This window comes from Streptomyces sp. PKA51 (genome assembly GCF_057552455.1).
On the sequence record NZ_BAAJPZ010000010.1, the window covers coordinates 160,562 to 178,652 of the forward strand.

At 75.5% G+C, this 18,091-nt stretch carries 2 protein-coding genes (1 of these 2 only partly in view); both read right to left on the reverse strand.

Going from position 1 to position 18,091, the window contains the following annotated elements; translation table 11 throughout:
• A complete protein-coding gene (locus tag AC27L3_RS17545; protein ID WP_487234957.1) occupies positions 1-14,835 on the reverse strand; it encodes an amino acid adenylation domain-containing protein in 14,835 nt (4,944 codons plus the stop codon).
• Positions 14,835-18,091 carry the 3' end of an amino acid adenylation domain-containing protein gene (locus AC27L3_RS17550; protein ID WP_487234958.1) on the reverse strand. It continues 12,229 nt past the right edge of the window, so the window shows 3,257 of its 15,486 coding nt (coding positions 12,230-15,486); its start codon lies off the right edge, out of view; it ends in the stop codon at positions 14,835-14,837. The genes AC27L3_RS17545 and AC27L3_RS17550 overlap by 1 nt, the downstream gene beginning before the upstream one ends.

Below are 18,091 nucleotides of genomic sequence, written 5' to 3' on the forward strand. Positions count from 1 at the left end.
CTACGCGGCGGTGTCGCGGAGCTTCTCGCGCAGCGCGCGGCCGACCTCCGCCAGGGGACCGGCCTGGAGCAGTTGCCGGTGCTCGCAGTCGATCTCGCGGACCTCCACGGTGCCGGTGACGTAGCGGCTCAGCCGGGCCACCGAGCGCTCGGTCTTGGTGCCCTCCTGCCCGTTGTCGTCCTCCTCCCGGGTGGCCACGAACAGCAGGACGTCGCCGTCGAAGACGTCGGGTTCGTAGTCGACGGTCAGGGCCCAGTTGTTGTTGTTGACCTCGCCGATGCGCAGGATCTGCTCGTCGCCGAAGGTCGCCAGGGCGCTGCCCTCCTCCTTGAGGACGGCCATGACCTTCTCGTGCTCCAGCGGCCCGTCGCCGAACATGCCGGGGTCGCGGCCGACGAAGTCGAGCAGGGCCATGAGGACCTTCTGCTCGTCCGCGGCGACGAATTCGCCGCCCAGCTCCTCGGTGCGCACCGGCACCTGGTCCAAGTTGGCCAGCAGGGCGACCCGCTGCCCCTGCCGCTGCAGTTGGACGGCGACCTCGTGGGCCAGCAGCGAGCCCATCGACCAGCCCAGCAGGTGGTAGGGGCCGGCCGGCTGGACCTCGCGGATGCGCTCCACGTAGTCGGCGGCCATCTCCGGCACGGAACGGGGCAGTTCCTCCTTGCGCGCCAGGCCCCGGGACTGGATGCCGTACAGCGGGCGGTCGCCGTCGATGTGGTGCATCAGCCCGGAGTACATCCAGCTGACGCCGCCGACGGGGTGCAGGCAGAACAGCGGGGGCGCCTGGCCTCCCGTGCGCAGCGGGAGCACCACGTCGAAGGAGTCCTCGCTCTGGTCGCCGGCGCTGACGAGGTCCATCAGCGAGGCCACCGTGGGGGCCTGGAAGACCGCCCGGTTGGACAGCTCGACGCCGAAGACGGTGCGGATCCTGCTGGTGAGCTGGAGGGAGACGATGCTGTCGCCGCCCAGTTCGAAGAAGTTGTCGTCGATGCCGACCCGGTCCACCTTCAGCAGGTCGGCCCACAGCCCGCACAGCACTTCCTCGCGCGGGTTGCGCGGGCCGCGCCCGTCCGCCGCCGGGCCGAAGTCCGGGGCGGGCAGGGCCTTGCGGTCGACCTTGCCGTTGGCGTTGAGCGGCAGGTCGGCGAGGGGGACGAACGCGGCGGGCACCATGTAGTCGGGCAGCCGCCGGGCGACGCGGGCGCGCAGGCCGGAGGTGTCGGCGCCGGTGGCCGGCACGACGTAGGCGACGATCTTCTTGTCGCCGGGCCGGTCCTCGCGGACGACGACGGTGACCTGGGCGACCTCGGGCGCGTCCTGCAGGACGGCCTCGATCTCGCCGAGTTCGATCCGCAGGCCGCGGATCTTGACCTGGTGGTCGGCGCGGCCGACGAACTCGATCCGTCCCCCGGCGTCGCGGCGCACCACGTCCCCGGTGCGGTACATCCGCTGCCCGGCCGGGCCGAACGGATCGGCGACGAACCGCTCGGAGGTCATGCCGGGTGCCGCGTGGTAGCCGCGGGCCGTGCCGGCGCCGGCCAGGTACAGCTCGCCCGCCACGCCCGGGGGCACCGGGGCCAGCCAGTCGTCGAGGACGTACGCCCGCTGGTTGTCCATCGGCAGCCCGATCGGGACGCCGCGGTCGGTGCGCTGCGGGGCGCGCAGCGGCAGGCAGGTGGCGAAGACCGTGGTCTCGGTCGGGCCGTAGACGTGGACGACGGTGGTGTCCGGGCAGGCGTCCAGCACCCGCTGGAAGGCGGCCGGGGAGACCTGCTCGCCGCCGGTCCAGATCTGCGCGAGAGCGCCGAAGGCGGCCGGGTCCTCCTCGGCCACGAGGTTGAACAGGGCCGTGGTCATGAACACCGCGGTCAGCCCGTGGGCCTCCTCCAGCCGGCGCAGCGCCGCCGCGTCCAGCTGGCCGGGGGGTGCCACCACGACCTGTCCGCCGCCCAGCAGGGGCGTCCAGATCTCGTAGGTGGAGGCGTCGAAGGCGTGCGGGGAGTGCATCAGGACCCGCTCGTGACCGCTCGCCCACCGACTGTCGGCCGCGAGCGCGACGACGTTGCGGTGGGTGATGCCGATGCCCTTGGGCTTACCCGTCGAGCCGGAGGTGTACATGATGTACGCCAGCTCGTCGGGGTGCGCCGCCCGGCACATCGGGTCGGCGGAGTGCGCGGCGACGGCCGCGGCCTCCGTCGCGTCGTCGACGACCAGGACGCGGGCGTCGTGGCGGAACTCCACGCCGGCCAGGGCCCGGTCGGTCAGCAGCACCCGGCTGCCGGTCTCCGCCACGATCAGCTCCAGGCGGGGCACCGGGTAGCGGGCGTCGAGGGGGACGTACGCCGCTCCGGCCTTGAGCACGGCGAGCGTGGAGACCACCAGGTCCGCCGAGCGCTCCTGCAGGATCGCCACCCGGTCGCCGGGGGCGACGCCGGCCTCGGCGAGGCGACGCGCCAGCCGGTTGGAGCGGGCCTCCAGGTCGGCGTAGCCGAGCCCGGTTCCCTCCGCGACGACGGCCGGGGCGCCGGGGGTGCGGGCGGCCCGCTCGGCGAACAGGGCGGGCACGGTCCGCGCCGGGAACTCCCGCGCGGTGTCGTTGGCCTCGTCCAGCACCGCGTGTTCCTGCGCGGAGAGCAGGTCGATCGCCCCGAGGGGCAGGTCCGGGTCGGCGACGGCCGCGGTCAGCAGCCGGGTGAGCCGGTCGGCGAACGCCTCGGCCGTGGCGCGGTCGAACAGGGCGGTGTTGTACTCCAGTTCGCCGCCGATGCCCGGTGCCGCGCCCTCGCGGGGCACCTCGCCGAAGGAGAAGGACAGGTCGAACTTGGCGACGTCCATCGTCGTCGGCTGGGGGGCCAGGGTCAGCCCCGCCAGCTCCAGGTCGGCCTCCTCGGTGTTCTCCAGGCTGACGGCGACCTGGAAGAGCGGGTTGCGGGAGAGGGTGCGGACGGGGTTGAGCTCCTCCACCAGCCGCTCGAACGGGACGTCCGGGTGGCTGAAGGCCGCCAGGTCGGCGGTGCGCACGCGCTCCACCAGCTCCCGGAAGCCGGGCTCGCCCGAGAGATCGGTGCGCAGGACGAGGGTGTTGACGAAGAAGCCCACGAGCTCCTCCAGCGCCTCGTCGCCGCGGCCGGCGACCACCGTGCCCAGGGGGACGTCCGTGCCGGCGCCGAGCCGGTGCAGCAGCGCCGCGACGGCGGCGTGCAGCACCATGAACAGGCTGGCGCCGCTGTCCTGGGCGAGGCGGTGCGCCCCGCGGGCGACCTCGTCGGGGAAGCGCAGCTCCACCCGGCCGCCGTGGTTGGCGGCCTCGGCCGACCGCGGCCGGTCGAAGGGCAGCTGCAGTTCCTCCGGCAGCCCGGCGAGGGCCGTGCGCCAGTGCTGGAGCTGCCGGCCGAAGGGGCTGTGCGGGTCCTGCTCGTCGCCCAGGACCCGCTGCTGCCACAGCGCGTAGTCGGCGTACTGCACGGGCAGGGGCGTGAACTGCGGCGCCCGTCCCGCGGCGCGGGCCGCGTAGGCGGTGCCCAGGTCGCGGGCGAGCGGGGCCAGGGAGGCGCCGTCGCCGGCGATGTGGTGCAGGACGAGCACGAGGACGTGCTCGCGCGGCGCCAGCCGCAGGAGGTGGGCCCGCAGCGGGATGTCGGCCGCCAGGTCGAAGCCCTGCGCGGCGAGCGCGGCCAGGCGCGCGTCCAGCTCGTCGCCGGTCACCTCCTCGCGCCCGAGCGCGACGGCGTACTCGCCGGCGCCCAGGATCCGCTGGCGCGGCACGCCGCCCTCGGCGGGGAAGACGGTGCGCAGCGACTCGTGGCGCTCGACCACGTCGGCGAGTGCCGCCTGCAGCGCGTCCCCGTCCAGCTCGCCGAGCAGCCGCACGGCCAGCTGGATGTTGTACGTGCCGCCGGTGTCCTCCACGGCGTCGATGAACCACAGCCGGCGCTGGGCGTGCGAGAGCGGGATCGCCTCCGGCCGCTCGGCCGGGGCGAGCCGCTGGCGGGCGGCCTCCGCGTCCGTCAGCCGGGCGGCCAGCGCCGCGACCGAGGAGGCCTCGAAGACGGTGCGCACCGGCACCTCGACGCCGAAGGCCGTACGGATCCGGTTGACCAGCCGCGTCGCCAGCAGGGAGTGCCCGCCGAGGTCGAAGAAGCTGTCGTCGATGCCGACGTCGGCCACGCCGAGCACCTCGGCGTACAGGGTGCACAGCGCGCTCTCCCGCTCGTCGCGCGGCGCGCGCCGCTCGGCGGAGCCGCCGTACTCGGGGGCGGGCAGGGCCCGGCGGTCGACCTTGCCGTTCGCGGTCAGCGGCAGGGCGTCGAGGGCCATGAGGGCGGAGGGCACCATGTAGTCGGGCAGTTCGCCGCCGAGGTACTCCTTCAGCTCCCCGGTCTCCACGGGTGCGGTGAGCACGACGTAGCCGACGAGGCGCTTGTCGCCGGGCCGGTCCTCGCGGACGACGACGGCGGCCTGGCCGACGGCGGGGTGACGGGCCAGCCGGTCCTCGATCTCGCCGGGCTCGATGCGGAAGCCGCGGAGCTTGATCTGGTCGTCGGCGCGGCCGGCGAACTCCACCACGCCCTCGCCGGTCCAGCGGGCCAGGTCGCCGGTGCGGTACATCCGCTGCCCGGCCGGACCGAACGGGTCGGCGACGAACCGTGCGGCGGTCAGGGCCGGGTGGCCGGTGTAGCCGCGGGCCAGTCCGGCGCCGGCGATGTACAGCTCGCCGGTCACGCCGGCCGGGACGGGGCGCAGGAAGGCGTCCAGGACGTACACGCGCATGTTGTCCAGGGGCCGGCCGACGGGGATGCGGGCGGGGACGGGCGCGTCGGGGGCGAGGGCGTGGCCGAGCGCGAAGGTGGTGGTCTCGGTGGGGCCGTAGCCGTCGGCCACGACGGTGCCCGGGCACGCCTCGCGCACGCGGCGCACGGCGGCGGCCGGGACGACGTCGCCGCCGGTCCACACCTCGCGGACGCCCGCCAGGGCGCCGGGGGCCTCCTCGGCCACCAGCCGGAACAGACCGGCCGTCAGCCACAGCGCGGTGACCTCGTGGGCGGCCAGGACCCGCTCCAGGCCCGCCACGTCCAGCTCCCGCGGCGGGGCGACGACGACCGTTCCGCCGCCGAGCAGCGGCACCCACAGCTCGTAGGTGGAGGCGTCGAAGGCCGTCGGGGAGTGCAGCAGCACCCGCTGGTGGGCGCCGCCGCGCCAGCGGCGGTCCAGGGCCAGCTCGACGACGTCGCGCTGGGTGATCTCCACGCCCTTGGGCAGCCCGGTCGAGCCGGAGGTGTACATCACGTAGGCGAGCTGCCCGGGCAGCACGGTGACCTCCGGGGCCTGCCCCGGGGCGTCCTCGTCGGCCCGCAGCACCTCCGTGCCCAGCTGCCGGGCGCGCTCCTCGAGGGCGCCGTCGGTCAGGACGACGGGGGCGCCGGTGTCGCCGACGACGTGGGCGAGCCGGCCGACCGGGTCGGTGTCGCGCAGCGGCACGTAGGCGCCGCCGGCCTTCAGGACGGCCAGCAGGGCCACCGGCAGGCTCGCCGAGCGCTCCATCAGGACGGCGACCGGGGTCTCCGGGCCGGTGCCGAGCGCGGCGAGGCGGCCGGCCAGGCGGTCGGAGAGCCCGTCGAGTTCACGGTACGTCAGCGTGGTGGCGCCGAAGACGACGGCCGGGGCGTCCGGGGTGCGGGCGGCCTGCGCGCGGAAGAGCTCGGGCACGCCGGCGTGCGGCACCTCGTGGGCCGTGTCGTTCCACTCCACGAGCAGGGTGTGCCGCTCGGCCGCGGAGAGCAGGTCGAGGGCGTCCACGCGGCGGGCGGGGTCGGCGGCGAACGCCGCCAGGACGGCGTGCAGCCGCGTCCCCAGGGCCCGGGCCGTGGCGTCGTCGAACAGGTCGGGCCGGTAGTCGATGCGCAGGGTGAGGGTGCGGCCGTTGTCCGAGGCGCCCAGCGCCAGGGGGTAGTGGGTGCCGTCCTCGATGCGGGCGTCGACGATGCCCAGTCCTTCGGCGGTCTGCTCCAGGGACTCCGCGTCGACGGGGTAGTTGCTGAACTCGGTGGAGGTGTCGAACAGGTTGCCCAGGCCGGCGATGCGCTGGATGTCGGTCAGGCCGAGGTACTTGTGCGGCAGGAGCCCGTACTGCTGCTCCTGCAGCCGCGTCACCACGGACAGCAGCGTGTCGCCGGGTGCGGTACGCACGCGCACCGGGAGGGTGTTGATGAACAGGCCCACCATGGACTCCACGCCCGGCAGGTCGGCCGGCCGGCCGTTGACGGTCTCGCCGAAGAGGACGTCGCCGCGGCCGGTGAGCCCGGACAGCAGCAGCCCCCAGGCGGCCTGGACCACCGTGTTCTTGGTGACGCCGTGCCGGCGGGCCTGCGCGGTGAGCGCCGCCGTGTCCTCCTCGGACAGCTCCACCTGGTGCACGCGGGGCCGCAGCGGCTCGCGTGCGGGGTCGGCGGGCGCCACGAGGGTGGGCTCGTCCACCCCGGCCAGGGCGTCGCGCCAGGCCTCCTCGGCGGCGGCGCGGTCCTGGCCGGCGAGCCAGGCGAGGTACTCCTTGTACGGGGTGACGGGGGGCAGGGCGGCCTCGTCGCCGCCGCTGCGGTACAGCTCGAAGAGCTCGCCGGAGAGGATCGGGCCGGACCAGCCGTCGAAGAGGATGTGGTGGTTGGCGAGCATCAGGCGGTGCGTCGTGGCTCCGGTGCGCACCAGGGTGAAGCGCAGCAGCGGTGCCCGGCGCGGGTCGAAGCGCTCGCCGAGGGCGGCCTCGGTCAGGTGGGCCAGCTCCCGCGTGCGCTCCTCCTCGGTCAGCTGCGAGAGGTCCACCTCGCGCCAGGGGACCTCGACCTCGCGGGGGATGACCTGCAGGGACTGGCCGGCGGCACCGGGGCGGAAGGCGGCCCGCAGGTTCTCGTGGCGGCGCAGCAGCGCGGCGGCCGCGGCCTTGAGAGTGGCCGCGTCCAGCTCCCCGCTCAGGTCGAAGGCCATGAGCGTGGTGTAGATGTCGGCGCCGCGCTCGTCGTACAGGGCGTGGAAGAGCAGTCCTTCCTGCAGCGGGGAGAGCGGCAGCACGTCGGCGATGTCCTGCCGGCCGGCCTCCAGGCGGTCGATCTCCTCCTGGCCGAGCGTGACGAGGGTGAGGTCGGAGGGGCTGAGCCCGCCCGCGCCCTCCGGGCGCCCGGCGTGCGCGACCAGCGCCTCCAGGGCCTTGAACCAGCCGAGGGCCAGGTCGCGGATGTCGTCCTCCGTGAACAGCTCCCGCGGCCAGATCCAGTTGGCCACCAGCCGGGGCCCGTCGGAGTGGGTGACGGCGGTGGCGGTGACGTCGAGGGCGTGCGGCAGGGCCATGGCGGCCTCCGCGACCCCCGACAGGTCGTGGTCGACGACGATCTCGCCGGCGTCGGCGCCGTCCTCGGCGGTGCCCAGGCGGCCCAGATAGTTGAAGCCGATCTGCGGCTGCGCGTACCGGCCGAGCACCTGGGCCGTCTGCGGGTTGAGGTGGCGCAGCAGGCCGAAGCCGATGCCGTTGTCCGGCAGGGCCCGCAGCTGCTCCTTGACCCGCTTGACCGCCCGGCCGATGGCCGGGCCGCTGGCGAACACCTCCTCGCCGGCGCGCTCGCCGGGGTCGAGGCGCACGGGGTACAGGCTGGTGAACCAGCCGACCGTACGGGAGAGGTCCACGCCCTCGGCGATCTCCTCGCGGCCGTGGCCCTCCAGGTCGATCAGGACGTCGGTGCCCGTGCCGCGGCCGGTGCGCTCGCGCCAGTCGGCGACGGCCAGGGCGAGCGCGGTGAGCAGCACGTCGTTGACGCCGGCGCGGAAGAGCGCGGGCACGGGCCCGAGCAGCGGCTGGGTCACGGCGGCGGGCAGCGTCACGCTCAGCCGGGCGGCGGTGCCGAAGGTGTCCTCGGCCGCGTCCAGCGGGCGGGGGGTCAGCTGCGGGTCGGGGCCCTCGAGGATCCCCCGCCACAGGGGCAGTTCGCGCATGCGGGCGGGGTCGCCGGCCAGGTCGGCGAGGCGCCGGGCCCAGCCGCGGAAGGAGGTGCCGACCGGCTCCAGCTCGACCGGCCGGCCGGCGGCGAGGGCCGCCAGGGCGGCCTCGAAGTCGGGCAGCAGGATCCGCCAGGAGACGCCGTCGACGGCCAGGTGGTGCACGACGAGGGTCAGCCGGCCCGGGGCGGCGGCGCCCGCGTCGAAGAGCACGCCGCGCACCATGGCCCCGGCGTCGGGGTCCAGGCGGGCCTGGGCCCCGGCGACCTCCTGGGTGGCGCGGGCGTCGAGCTCCTCCTCGGTGAGCCCGGCGGCGATCAGGCCGGCGGCGTCGACGCGGTGGAGGCAGTCCTCGGCGCGCACCGCGCCGGGCGGTGCGACCTCCAGCGACCAGCCGAAGTCGTCGCCGATGCGGGTGAGGGTCATCCGCAGCGCGTCGTGGTGGTCGAGGACGGCCTGCAGGGCGGCGGTCACCAGGGCGGCGTCGGTGCCCGGGGGCACCGGCACGGACATCGTCTGGTTGAACTGCGCGATGGAGCCGCCGCGTTCGCGGATCCAGTGGATGATCGGGGTCAGCGGCACGTCCCCGACGCCGTCGCCCGGTGCGGGCGCGGCGGCCTGCTGCGCCTGCTCGGTCTCCTGCTGGTGCTGCAGGGCGGCGGCCAGCGCCTCCGGCGTGCGGTGGGTGAACACGTCGCGCGGGCTGAAGCGCAGCCCGGCCTGCCGGGCGCGGCCGACCAGCTGGATGGAGGTGATGCTGTCGCCGCCCGCGGCGAAGAAGCTCTCCCCCACGTCGACCCGCTCCAGCCCCAGCACCTCGGCGAACAGGGTGCACAGGGTCTCCTCCGCGGCGCCCCGCGGCGCACGGGTCACCTCGCCGCCGCCGAACTCCGGCTCGGGCAGTGCCTTGCGGTCGAGCTTGCCGTTGACGGTCAGGGGCAGCGCCTCCAGCGGGACGAACAGGGCGGGGACCATGGCCTGCGGCAGGGTCGCGGCGACATGGGCGGCCAGCGCGGCGGCGTCCGGCGTCCGTCCGGCGGCCGGCACCACGTAGGCGACCAGGCGCTTGACGCCGGAGGCGCCCTGGTGGGCGACGGCCACGGCCCGTTCGACGTCGGCGTGCCGGGCCAGCACGGTCTGGATCTCGCCGAGTTCGATGCGCACGCCGCGGATCTTGACCTGGTCGTCGTCGCGGCCGACGAAGTCCAGCACGCCGTCGGCCCGGCGGCGGACGATGTCCCCGGTGCGGTACATGCGCTCGCCCGGCGCCCCGAAGGGGTCGGCGACGAAGCGCTCGGCGGTGAGCGGGGCGCGGTCGAGGTAGCCGCGGGCGAGGGTGTCGCCCGCCAGGTACAGCTCGCCCGCCACTCCCGGCGGCACCGGCCGCAGCAAGGCGTCCAGGACGTGAACGCGGCTTCCGGCGACGGGCGTGCCGATCGGCGGCAGGCCGGCGCCCGGGCCCAGCGGCCCGGTCATGACGGTGGCGACGGTCGCCTCGGTGGGGCCGTAGGCCACCACCAGGCGCCGGCCCGGGCTCCAGCGGTCGACCAGTTCGGCGGAGACGGCGTCGCCGCCGACGACCAGGCTGCGCAGGGCCGGCAGGCCGTCGGGGGAGACGGTGGCCAGCGCGGCGGGCTGGATCTGCAGGTGCGTCACCCCGCGGGTGCGCAGGGTCTCGGCGAGCGGGTCGCCGGCCAGCGGACCGGGCTCGGGCACCACCAGGGTCGCGCCCGACAGCAGGGTCATGCACAGCTCCATGACCGAGGCGTCGAAGCTCGGCGAGGCGTACTGCAGCACCCGGGAGTCGGGGGTGACGTCGAAGCGCTCGCGCTCGGCCGCGGCGAAGGCGGCGAGGCCGGAGTGCGTGACGACCACGCCCTTGGGCACGCCGGTGGAGCCGGAGGTGTAGATGACGTACGCCGGGTGCTCCACCCGCAGGGCGGCGGTGCGGTCGGCGTCGGTGGGGGCGCCGCCCGGCAGCGCGGCCAGATGCGCGGCGGTGTCCGCGTCGTCGAGCACGACGACGTCGGCCACCTCGGCGGGGACGACGTGCCGGTGGGCGGCGGTGGTGACGACGGCGCCGGGCCGGGCGTCGCGGAACATGAAGGCGATGCGGTCGGCCGGGTACTCGGGGTCGACCGGCAGGTAGGCCGCGCCGGACTTGAGCACGGCGAGCTGGGCGACGACCGATTCCACCGAGCGCCCGAGCACCAGGGCCACGGTCCGCTCGGGGCCGGCGCCGCGGGCGATGAGGTGGCGGGCCAGGCGGTTGGCCCGCTCGTCCAGCTGCGCGTAGGTCAGCCGCAGTCCGGCCGCTTCCACGGCCGGGGCGGTGGGGGCCGCGGCGACGCGGGCGGCGAACAGGTCGGGGAAGGTGGCGCGCGCGGGGCCCGCGTCCCCTCCCAGCAGCACGGCGCGTTCGGCGGCGGAGAGCAGCTCCAGCGCCGCGAGCGGGCGGTGGGGGTCCTCGGCGAAGGCCGTGAGCAGGCGCAGGACGCGCTCGCCGATGGCCGCCACCTCGTCGTGGGCGAACAGGTCCGGCCGGTACTGCCAGTGCATGCCCATGCGGGTGCCGTGCTGGTTGACGCCCAGCGCCAGCGGGTAGTGCATGGCGTCCTGCACCTGGGCGTCGACGACGCCGAGCTCCTGTGCGGAGCTCTCCAGGCCCTCGAAGTCCACCGGGTAGTTCTCGAAGACCAGGACGGTGTCGAAGAGTTCGCCCTCGCCGGCCAGGCGCTGCACCTCGGCCAGGCCGAGGTGCTGGTGGGTGAGCAGGCCCGACTGCTGGGTCTGCAGGCGGGTCAGCAGGGTCAGGAGGGAGTCGGTGCGCTCGGCGCGCACCCGCACGGGCAGGGTGTTGATGAACAGGCCGACCATCTTCTCCACGCCCGCGAGCTCCGGCGGGCGGCCGGAGACGGTGGCGCCGAAGACGACGTCCTCGCGTCCGGTCAGCGCGCCGAGGACCAGGCCCCAGGCGCCCTGCACCAGGGTGTTCACGGTCAGCCCGTGCTCCCGGGCCCGGGCGACCAGGCTCTCGGTGAGGTGGTCGGGCAGCTCGACCGTCAGGCGCCGGGGGGCGAGCGGGTCGCGCCCCTGGGCGTCGGCGACGATCAGGGTGGGCTCGTCGACGCCGGCGAGCGCGGTGCGCCAGGCCTCCAGCGACGCCTGCCGGTCCTGACCGGCCAGCCAGGTCAGGTAGTCCTTGTACGGGACGACGGGGGGCAGCGACGCGTCGTCGCCCCCGTGGTGGTACAGCTCGAACAGCTCGCCGACCACCAGGGGCATGGACCAGCCGTCCAGGGCGATGTGGTGCACGGTCAGCACGAAGCGGTGCTGCTGCTCGCCGAGGCGGATCAGGGTGCAGCGCAGCAGCGGGGGCGCGGCCAGGTCGAAGCGGCGGCCGCGGTCGGCGGCCAGGAGCCGCTCGAGCTCGGCCTGGCGGTCGGCCTCGGACAGCGCGCTCAGGTCCACCTCCTGCCAGGGCAGGTCGGCGCTGCGCGGCACGACCTGCAGCGGGGTGCCCGAGGCGCCGGTGACGAAACAGGCGCGCAGGTTGTCGTGGCGGCGCAGCAGCGTGCTCGCGGAGCGGCGCAGCACCTCGGTGTCCAGCGGCCCGTTCAGTTCGAGCGCGGACTGGATGGTGTAGACGTCCGCCACCGCGTCGTCGTACAGGCCGTGGAAGAGCAGGCCCTGCTGGAGCGGGGAGAGGGAGAGCACGTCGGCGACGTCCGGGACGGCCGCCTCCAGCCGGTCGATCTCCTCCTGGGTGACGCTCACCAGCGGCAGGTCGCAGGGGGTCAGGCCGCCGGCGCCGGGGCGGCCGGCGTGCTCGGCCAGGGCGGTGAGCGCCTCGAACCACAGCCCCGCGACGTGCCGGACCTCGTCCTCGGTGAGCAGGTCGCCGGAGTAGGTCCACGACGCGACGAGCCGCTGGCCGTCGGGGTGCTCCACGGCGGCGGCGTTCACCTCGAGGGTGTAGGCCAGCGGCATGGCGGCGTCACCGGCCCCGGTGAGGTCGCGGACGCGCACCTCGTCGGCGCGGGCCGCCTCGGCGGCGTCGGCGGTGCCCATGCGGCCCAGGTAGTTGAAGCCGACCTGCGGCTCGGGGCGACCGGCCAGCTCGGGCGCGGTGTGCGGGTTGAGGTGGCGCAGCAGGCCGTAACCGATGCCCTTGTCCGGGATGGCCCGCAGCTGCTCCTTGACCGCCTTGAACGCGGCGCCCAGGGCGGGGCCGCCGGCGAACAGCTCGTCCTGCGCGGCCGGGCCCGGGTCGACGGCCACCGGGTAGAGGGTGGTGAACCAGCCGACCGTACGGGAGAGGTCCACGCCCTCGGCGATCTCCTCGCGGCCGTGGCCCTCCAGGCCCACCAGGACGGCGGAGCCGTCGCCGCGGCCGCGTTCGCGCCGCCAGCGGGCCACGGCCAGGGCCAGGGCGGTGAGCATGGCCTCGTCGGGGCCGGCGTGGAAGAGCGCCGGGACCTTGCCGAGCAGTGCCTCGGTCGCCTCGGCGGGCAGGGTCAAGCTCAGCTGCCGGGCCACGCCGACCACGTCGCGCGCCGGGTCGGTCCGGCGGTCGGCCAGCAGCGGGTCGTCGGTGTCCAGCACCGAGCGCCACAGGTCGAGTTCGCCGGTGCGGCGCTCGCCGACGGCTTCCTTGGCCAGCTCCTGCGACCAGCGGCGGAAGGAGGTGGCGACGGGCTCCAGGCGCACCTCGGCGCCGTCGCGCAGCGCGGTGAGGGCGGCCTGGAGGTCGGGCAGCAGGATGCGCCAGGAGACGCCGTCGACCGCGAAGTGGTGGACGACCAGGGCCAGCCGGCCCTCGCCGCCGTCCGCGTCGTCGAACCAGACGGCCTGCAGCATGCGGCCCTGGGCGGGGGCCAGCCGCTGCACGGCGGCCTGCACCTCGGCCGCGGCGGCCTCCTCGGTGACCGGTCCGGCGACGCGCACCAGGCAGTCGGCGGCCGCCACGGTGCCGCGCTCGGCGACCTCCAGCTCCCGGTCGGCCCCGGTGCCCCGCAGCGTCAGGCGCAGGGCGTCGTGGTGGTCGAGCAGGGCCTGCAGGGCCGCGCCGATGCGGGCCTCGTCGAGGCCGGCCGGCACCGGCACGGTCATGGTCTGGTTGAAGGCGTCCAGCGGGCCGCCCTGTTCGAGCTGCCAGCGCATGATCGGGATCGGCGTCACCGGCCCGGTGCCGTCGTCGGCGGCCGGGGGTGTGCCGGGCGCGGTGGTGGCGGAGGCGAGCGCGGCGAGCCGGGCGACGGTGCGGTACTCGAAGATCTCGCGCAGGCTCAGGGCGAGACCCTCCTTGCGGGCGCGGTGCGCCAGCTGGATGGAGCCGATGGAGTCGCCGCCGCGCTCGAAGAAGCTGTCGTGGACGGAGACGGATGCCTCCTCCACGCCGAGCACCTCGGCGAACAGCCGGCACAGCAGCTCCTCGCGTTCGGTGCGCGGACGGCCGTCGCCCGCGGCGTCGCCGGCCTGCGCCTGCCGGGGGGCGGCCGCCCGGGCGGGCATCAGGCGCTGCCGGTCGTCGGCGGTGAACAGCGGCACCTCGCCGACGCGCCGGCCGGGGTCGGCGGCGAAGGCCGCCAGAACCGCCAGCAGGGCGTCGAGGATCTCGCGCCCGGCGCCGGTGGCGAACAGGTCGGGGCGGTGGTCCAGGCGGACGGTCATGCGGTCGCCGCGGACGGTGCCCTCCAGGTTGAGGGCGTAGTGGGTGGCGTCGACGGTGGTGGCCGCCACGGCCCCGATGCCCTCGGCGGAGTTCTGCAGGGTGTCGGTGTCGATGGGGTAGTTGGCGAAGATGGTGATGGCGTCGAACAGCGGGCCGGTGCCGGCGATCTGCTGGATCTCCGCGAGTCCGAGGTGCTTGTGCGCCAGCAGGTCCGCCTGCCCGTCCTGCAGGCGCCGCACCTGCTCCCCCAGGGTCAGGGCCGGGTCGATGCGCAGGCGCACGGGCAGGGTGTTGATGAACAGGCCGACCATCTTCTCGACGCCGGGCAGCTCCGGCGGGCGGCCGGAGACGGTCTCGCCGAAGACGACGTCCTCGCGTCCGGTGAGCGCACCGAGGACCAGGCCCCAGGCCGTCTGGACGACGCTGTTGAGGGTCAGGCCCAGGCCGCGGGCGCGCTCGCCGAGGGCGAGCGCCAGTTCGGGCGCGACCTGCTCGATGAGGGTCTCGGGCAGCGCGGCGCCCGCGGCCGGGCCGGCCACCAGCGTCGGTTCCGCCCCCGCCAGCGCCTGCTTCCAGGCCAGTTCGGCCTCGCCGCGGTCCTGGCGGGCCAGCCAGGCCAGGTAGTCCTTGTAGGGCGCGACCGGCTCCAGCTGCGCGGTGTCGCCGCCGTTGGTGTACAGGGCCATCAGCTCGCCGAGCACCAGGGGCATGGACCAGCCGTCGAGCAGGATGTGGTGCGCGGTGAAGACGAACCGGTACTCCTGCTCCGCCAGCCTGATCAGGGAGAAGCGCAGCGGAGGACGGGAGAGGTCGAACCGGCGGGTGCGGTCCGCCGCCAGCAGGCGCTGCAGCTCCTCCTCCCGGTCGTCGCCGGGCAGGTGCCGGATGTCGCTCTCGGTCCAGTCCGGCTCCGCGTCGCGCAGGATCAGCTGGACCGGCTCGCCCGACTTGCGGTTGCGGAACGAGGCGCGCAGGTTCTCGTGCCGGCCCATCACGGCGGCGACGGCGCCGCGCAGGGCGTCCGCGTCCACCTCGCGCCGCAGGTCCAGCGCCATCTGGATGACGTACACGTCCGCACCCTGCTCGTCGTACAGGGCGTGGAAGAGCATGCCCTTCTGCAGGGGGGACAGGGGCAGGATGTCGACGAATCCAGGCTTCGCCACTTTGCTGTTTCCTTCCATCAGCTCAGGTCACTTTCGAATTCGTCGATCTCGTCCTGCGAGAGCTCCAGCAGGGAGACGTCGGAGGGGGTCAGGCCGCCGGCACCGGGGCGGTCGGCGTACTCGGCCAGCAACTGAAGGGCCCGGAACCACAGGTCGGCCAGGCGCTGCACCTCGGCCTGCGCGAACAGCGCGCCGGGCCAGGACCAGATGGCCACGAGGTGCACCCCGTCGGGACGGTCCTGCGCGACCGCGCTCAGGCCGAGCGCGTGGGCCAGGGGCCGGGCGTCGTCGCCGCCGCTGCCGAGGGTCTCGGTGGCCTCCGGCGGCGCCGCCCAGTCCTCGGCGCGGGCGGCCGAGGCGTCCACCGCGGCGAACCGGCCCAGGTAGTTGAAGCCGATCTGCGGCGCGGGGCGGCCGGCCAGCTCGGCCGCCGTGTCCGGGTTGAGGTGCCGCAGCAGGCCGTAGCCGATGCCCTTGTCGGGGATGGTCCGCAGCTGCTCCTTGACGCGCTTGAGCGCGGTGCCGAGGGCCGGGCCGCCGGACCACAGCTCCTCCTGCGCCAGGTCGCCGGGGTCGGCGGCCACCGGGTAGACGCTGGTGAACCAGCCGACGGTGCGCGAGAGGTCGACGCCGTCGGCGATCTCCTCGCGGCCGTGGCCCTCCAGGCCGATCAGCACCGCTCCCCCGCCCGGGCCGCCGCGTTCGCCGCGCCAGCGGCCGACGGCCAGGGCGAGCGCCGTCAGCAGCACCTCGTCGACGGTGGCGTTGAACAGGGCGGGCACCCGGCCCAGCAGCGGCGCCGTCACCGCGTCGGGCAGCGTCACGGTCAGCTGCCGGGCGGTGGCCACGACGTCCACGGCGGGGTCGAGCCGGCGGTCGGCGAGCACCGGGTCGGCGGTGTCCTGCACCGCGCGCCACAGGTCCAGCTCGGCGGTGCGGGCCGGATCGCCGGCTTGTGCGGTCAGCAGCTGCGACCAGCGGCGGAAGGAGGTGCCGACGGGCTCGAGCGCGGGCTCGCGGCCGGCGGCGACGGCCTCCCAGGCCGCCTTGAGGTCCTCCTGCAGCACCCGCCAGGAGACCGCGTCCACGGCCAGGTGGTGCACCAGGACCAGCAGCCGGCCGGGCCGGGCGGTGCCGGCGTCGAACCAGACGGCACGCACCATCGCCCCCTCGGCCGGGGCGAGTTCGTCCTGGACGCGGCGCTGGGCGGCGGCGACCGCGTCGATCAGCGCCTTCTGCGGCACCCCGGTGATGTCGGTGCGGCTGAGCAGCCCGGCCGCCTCGACGGTGCCGCGGGGGGCGACCTCCAGGCGCCGGCCGCCCGGGCCGGTGACGATCCGCGAGCGCAGCATGTCGTGGTGGTCCAGGACCGCCTGCAAGGTGGCGGCCAGCCGCTGCTCGTCGCAGTCGGCGGGCACCTGCAGCAGGGCGGCCTGGTGCACGGCGTCGGTGGGACCGCCCTGCTCGTACAGGTCGTGCATGACCGGGGTCGGGGCGAGGTCGCCGACGCCGTCGTCGCCGGCCCCGCCGGCCGGTGCGGCCGTCTCCTCGCGGGCGATCCTGGCCAGGGCGCGGACGGTCTTGTGTTTGAAGACGTCCCGCAGGCTGATGACCAGGCCCGCCTTGCGGGCGCGGCCGGCCAGCTGGATGGAGACGATGCTGTCGCCGCCGAGTTCGAAGAAATCGGCGTCGGGGCCGACGTCCTCGGCGCCGAGCAGTTCGGCGAAGAGCGCGGCGAGGACGGCCTCCTTGTCGGCGGCGGACGCGGCGGGATCCGCCGGGGCCACGGTCTGCGGGACGGCCTGCGGGACGGCCTGCGGGACGGCCTGCGGTGCCGGCGTGCCGGCGGCGGACCGGGCGCGGACGCCGGCCCACCAGGCGGTCAGCGGGTCCTCGCCGGCCGGGGCCGCGGGGCGCGCGGGCTCGGCGGCGAGGTCCTCGAACACCTCGCGCAGGGCGTCGGCGACGGCCTCGGCCTCCTCCTTGGTCAGCAGGTCCGGCCGGTAGCCCAGCCGGCAGTGCAGCTGGTCGCCGGCCAGTCCGGCGTCGAGGGTGAGCGGGTAGTGGGTGGCGTCGTTCATCTCCAGGTCGACCGCCCGCACCTGCTGCTCGCCGCCGAAACCGGCGCCGTCGGCGGGGATGTTCTGGAAGACGAGCAGGGTGTCGAAGAGTTCGCCCTTGCCGGCGATCCGCTGCAGGTCGACCAGCCGGATGTGCTGGTGGGCGGTGAGCTCCACCTGCTGCTCCCACAGGCGGGGCAGCACGTCCGCGGCGCTCTCGCCGGGGCGGCGGCCGACGCGGACGGGGACGGTGTTGATGAACAGGCCCACCATCCGCTCGATGCCGGGCACCTGCGGGGGCCGGCCGGAGACCGTCGCGCCGAAGACCACGTCGTCGCGGCCGGTGAGGCGGGCCAGCAGCAGCCCCCAGGCGGCCTGCACCACGGTGTTCATCGTGGTGCCGTGCCGCCCGGCGAGGGCGGTGAGCCCGGCCACCAGGTCGCCGCCGAAGGTGACGGAGACCTTCTCGGTGGCCACCGCCGACCGGTCGGGGTCGGCGGGTGCGACGAGGGTGGGCCGGACGGTGTCGTCGAGCACCGCGCGCCAGGCCCGCTCGGAGGCGGCCGCGTCCTGCCGGCCCAGCCAGGCGAGGTAGCCGCTGTAGGGGCGGACCTCGGGCAGGCCGGCGGTGTCACCGCCGGTGGCGTACAGCCGCATCAGCTCGTCCAGCAGGATCGGCGTGGACCAGCCGTCCAGCAGCAGGTGGTGCAGCGTCAGCACCAGCCGGGCCCGGCCGCCGCCCAGGCGCAGCAGGGCGCAGCGCAGCAGCGGCGGGCGGGTGGTGTCGAAGCGTTCGGCGCGGGCCTCGCGCATCACCCGCCGGACCTCGGCGGTGCGCTCGGCCTCGCCCAGGGCGGACAGGTCGCTCTCGCTCCAGGGCAGCTCCGCCTCGGCGGGGATGAACTGCACGGGGCGGGAGAGTCCTTCGTGGGCGAAGCCGGCCCGCAGGTTGGCGTGGCGCCGCAGCAGGGCGCCGACGGCCGCGCGCAGGACGTCGGTGCTCGGGTCGCCTTCGAGGTCCAGGCCGAACTGGACGGTGTAGACGTCCGCTCCGCGCTGGTCGTACAGGGAGTGGAAGAGCAGGCCCTCCTGCAGCGGTGCGAGCGGGAGGACGTCGGCCAGGGCGCGGCCGTCGCGCTCCAGCAGGTCGATGTCGCGCTGTTCGAGGGCGACGAGCGGGAAGTCGGAGGGCGTGCGGCCGGCCGCGGCGGACC

Excerpts from the sequence above, each read along its gene's own strand:
- AC27L3_RS17545 (WP_487234957.1), bottom strand. The coding sequence starts at position 14,835 with ATGGAAGGAAACAGCAAAGTGGCGAAGCCTGGATTCGTCGACATCCTG.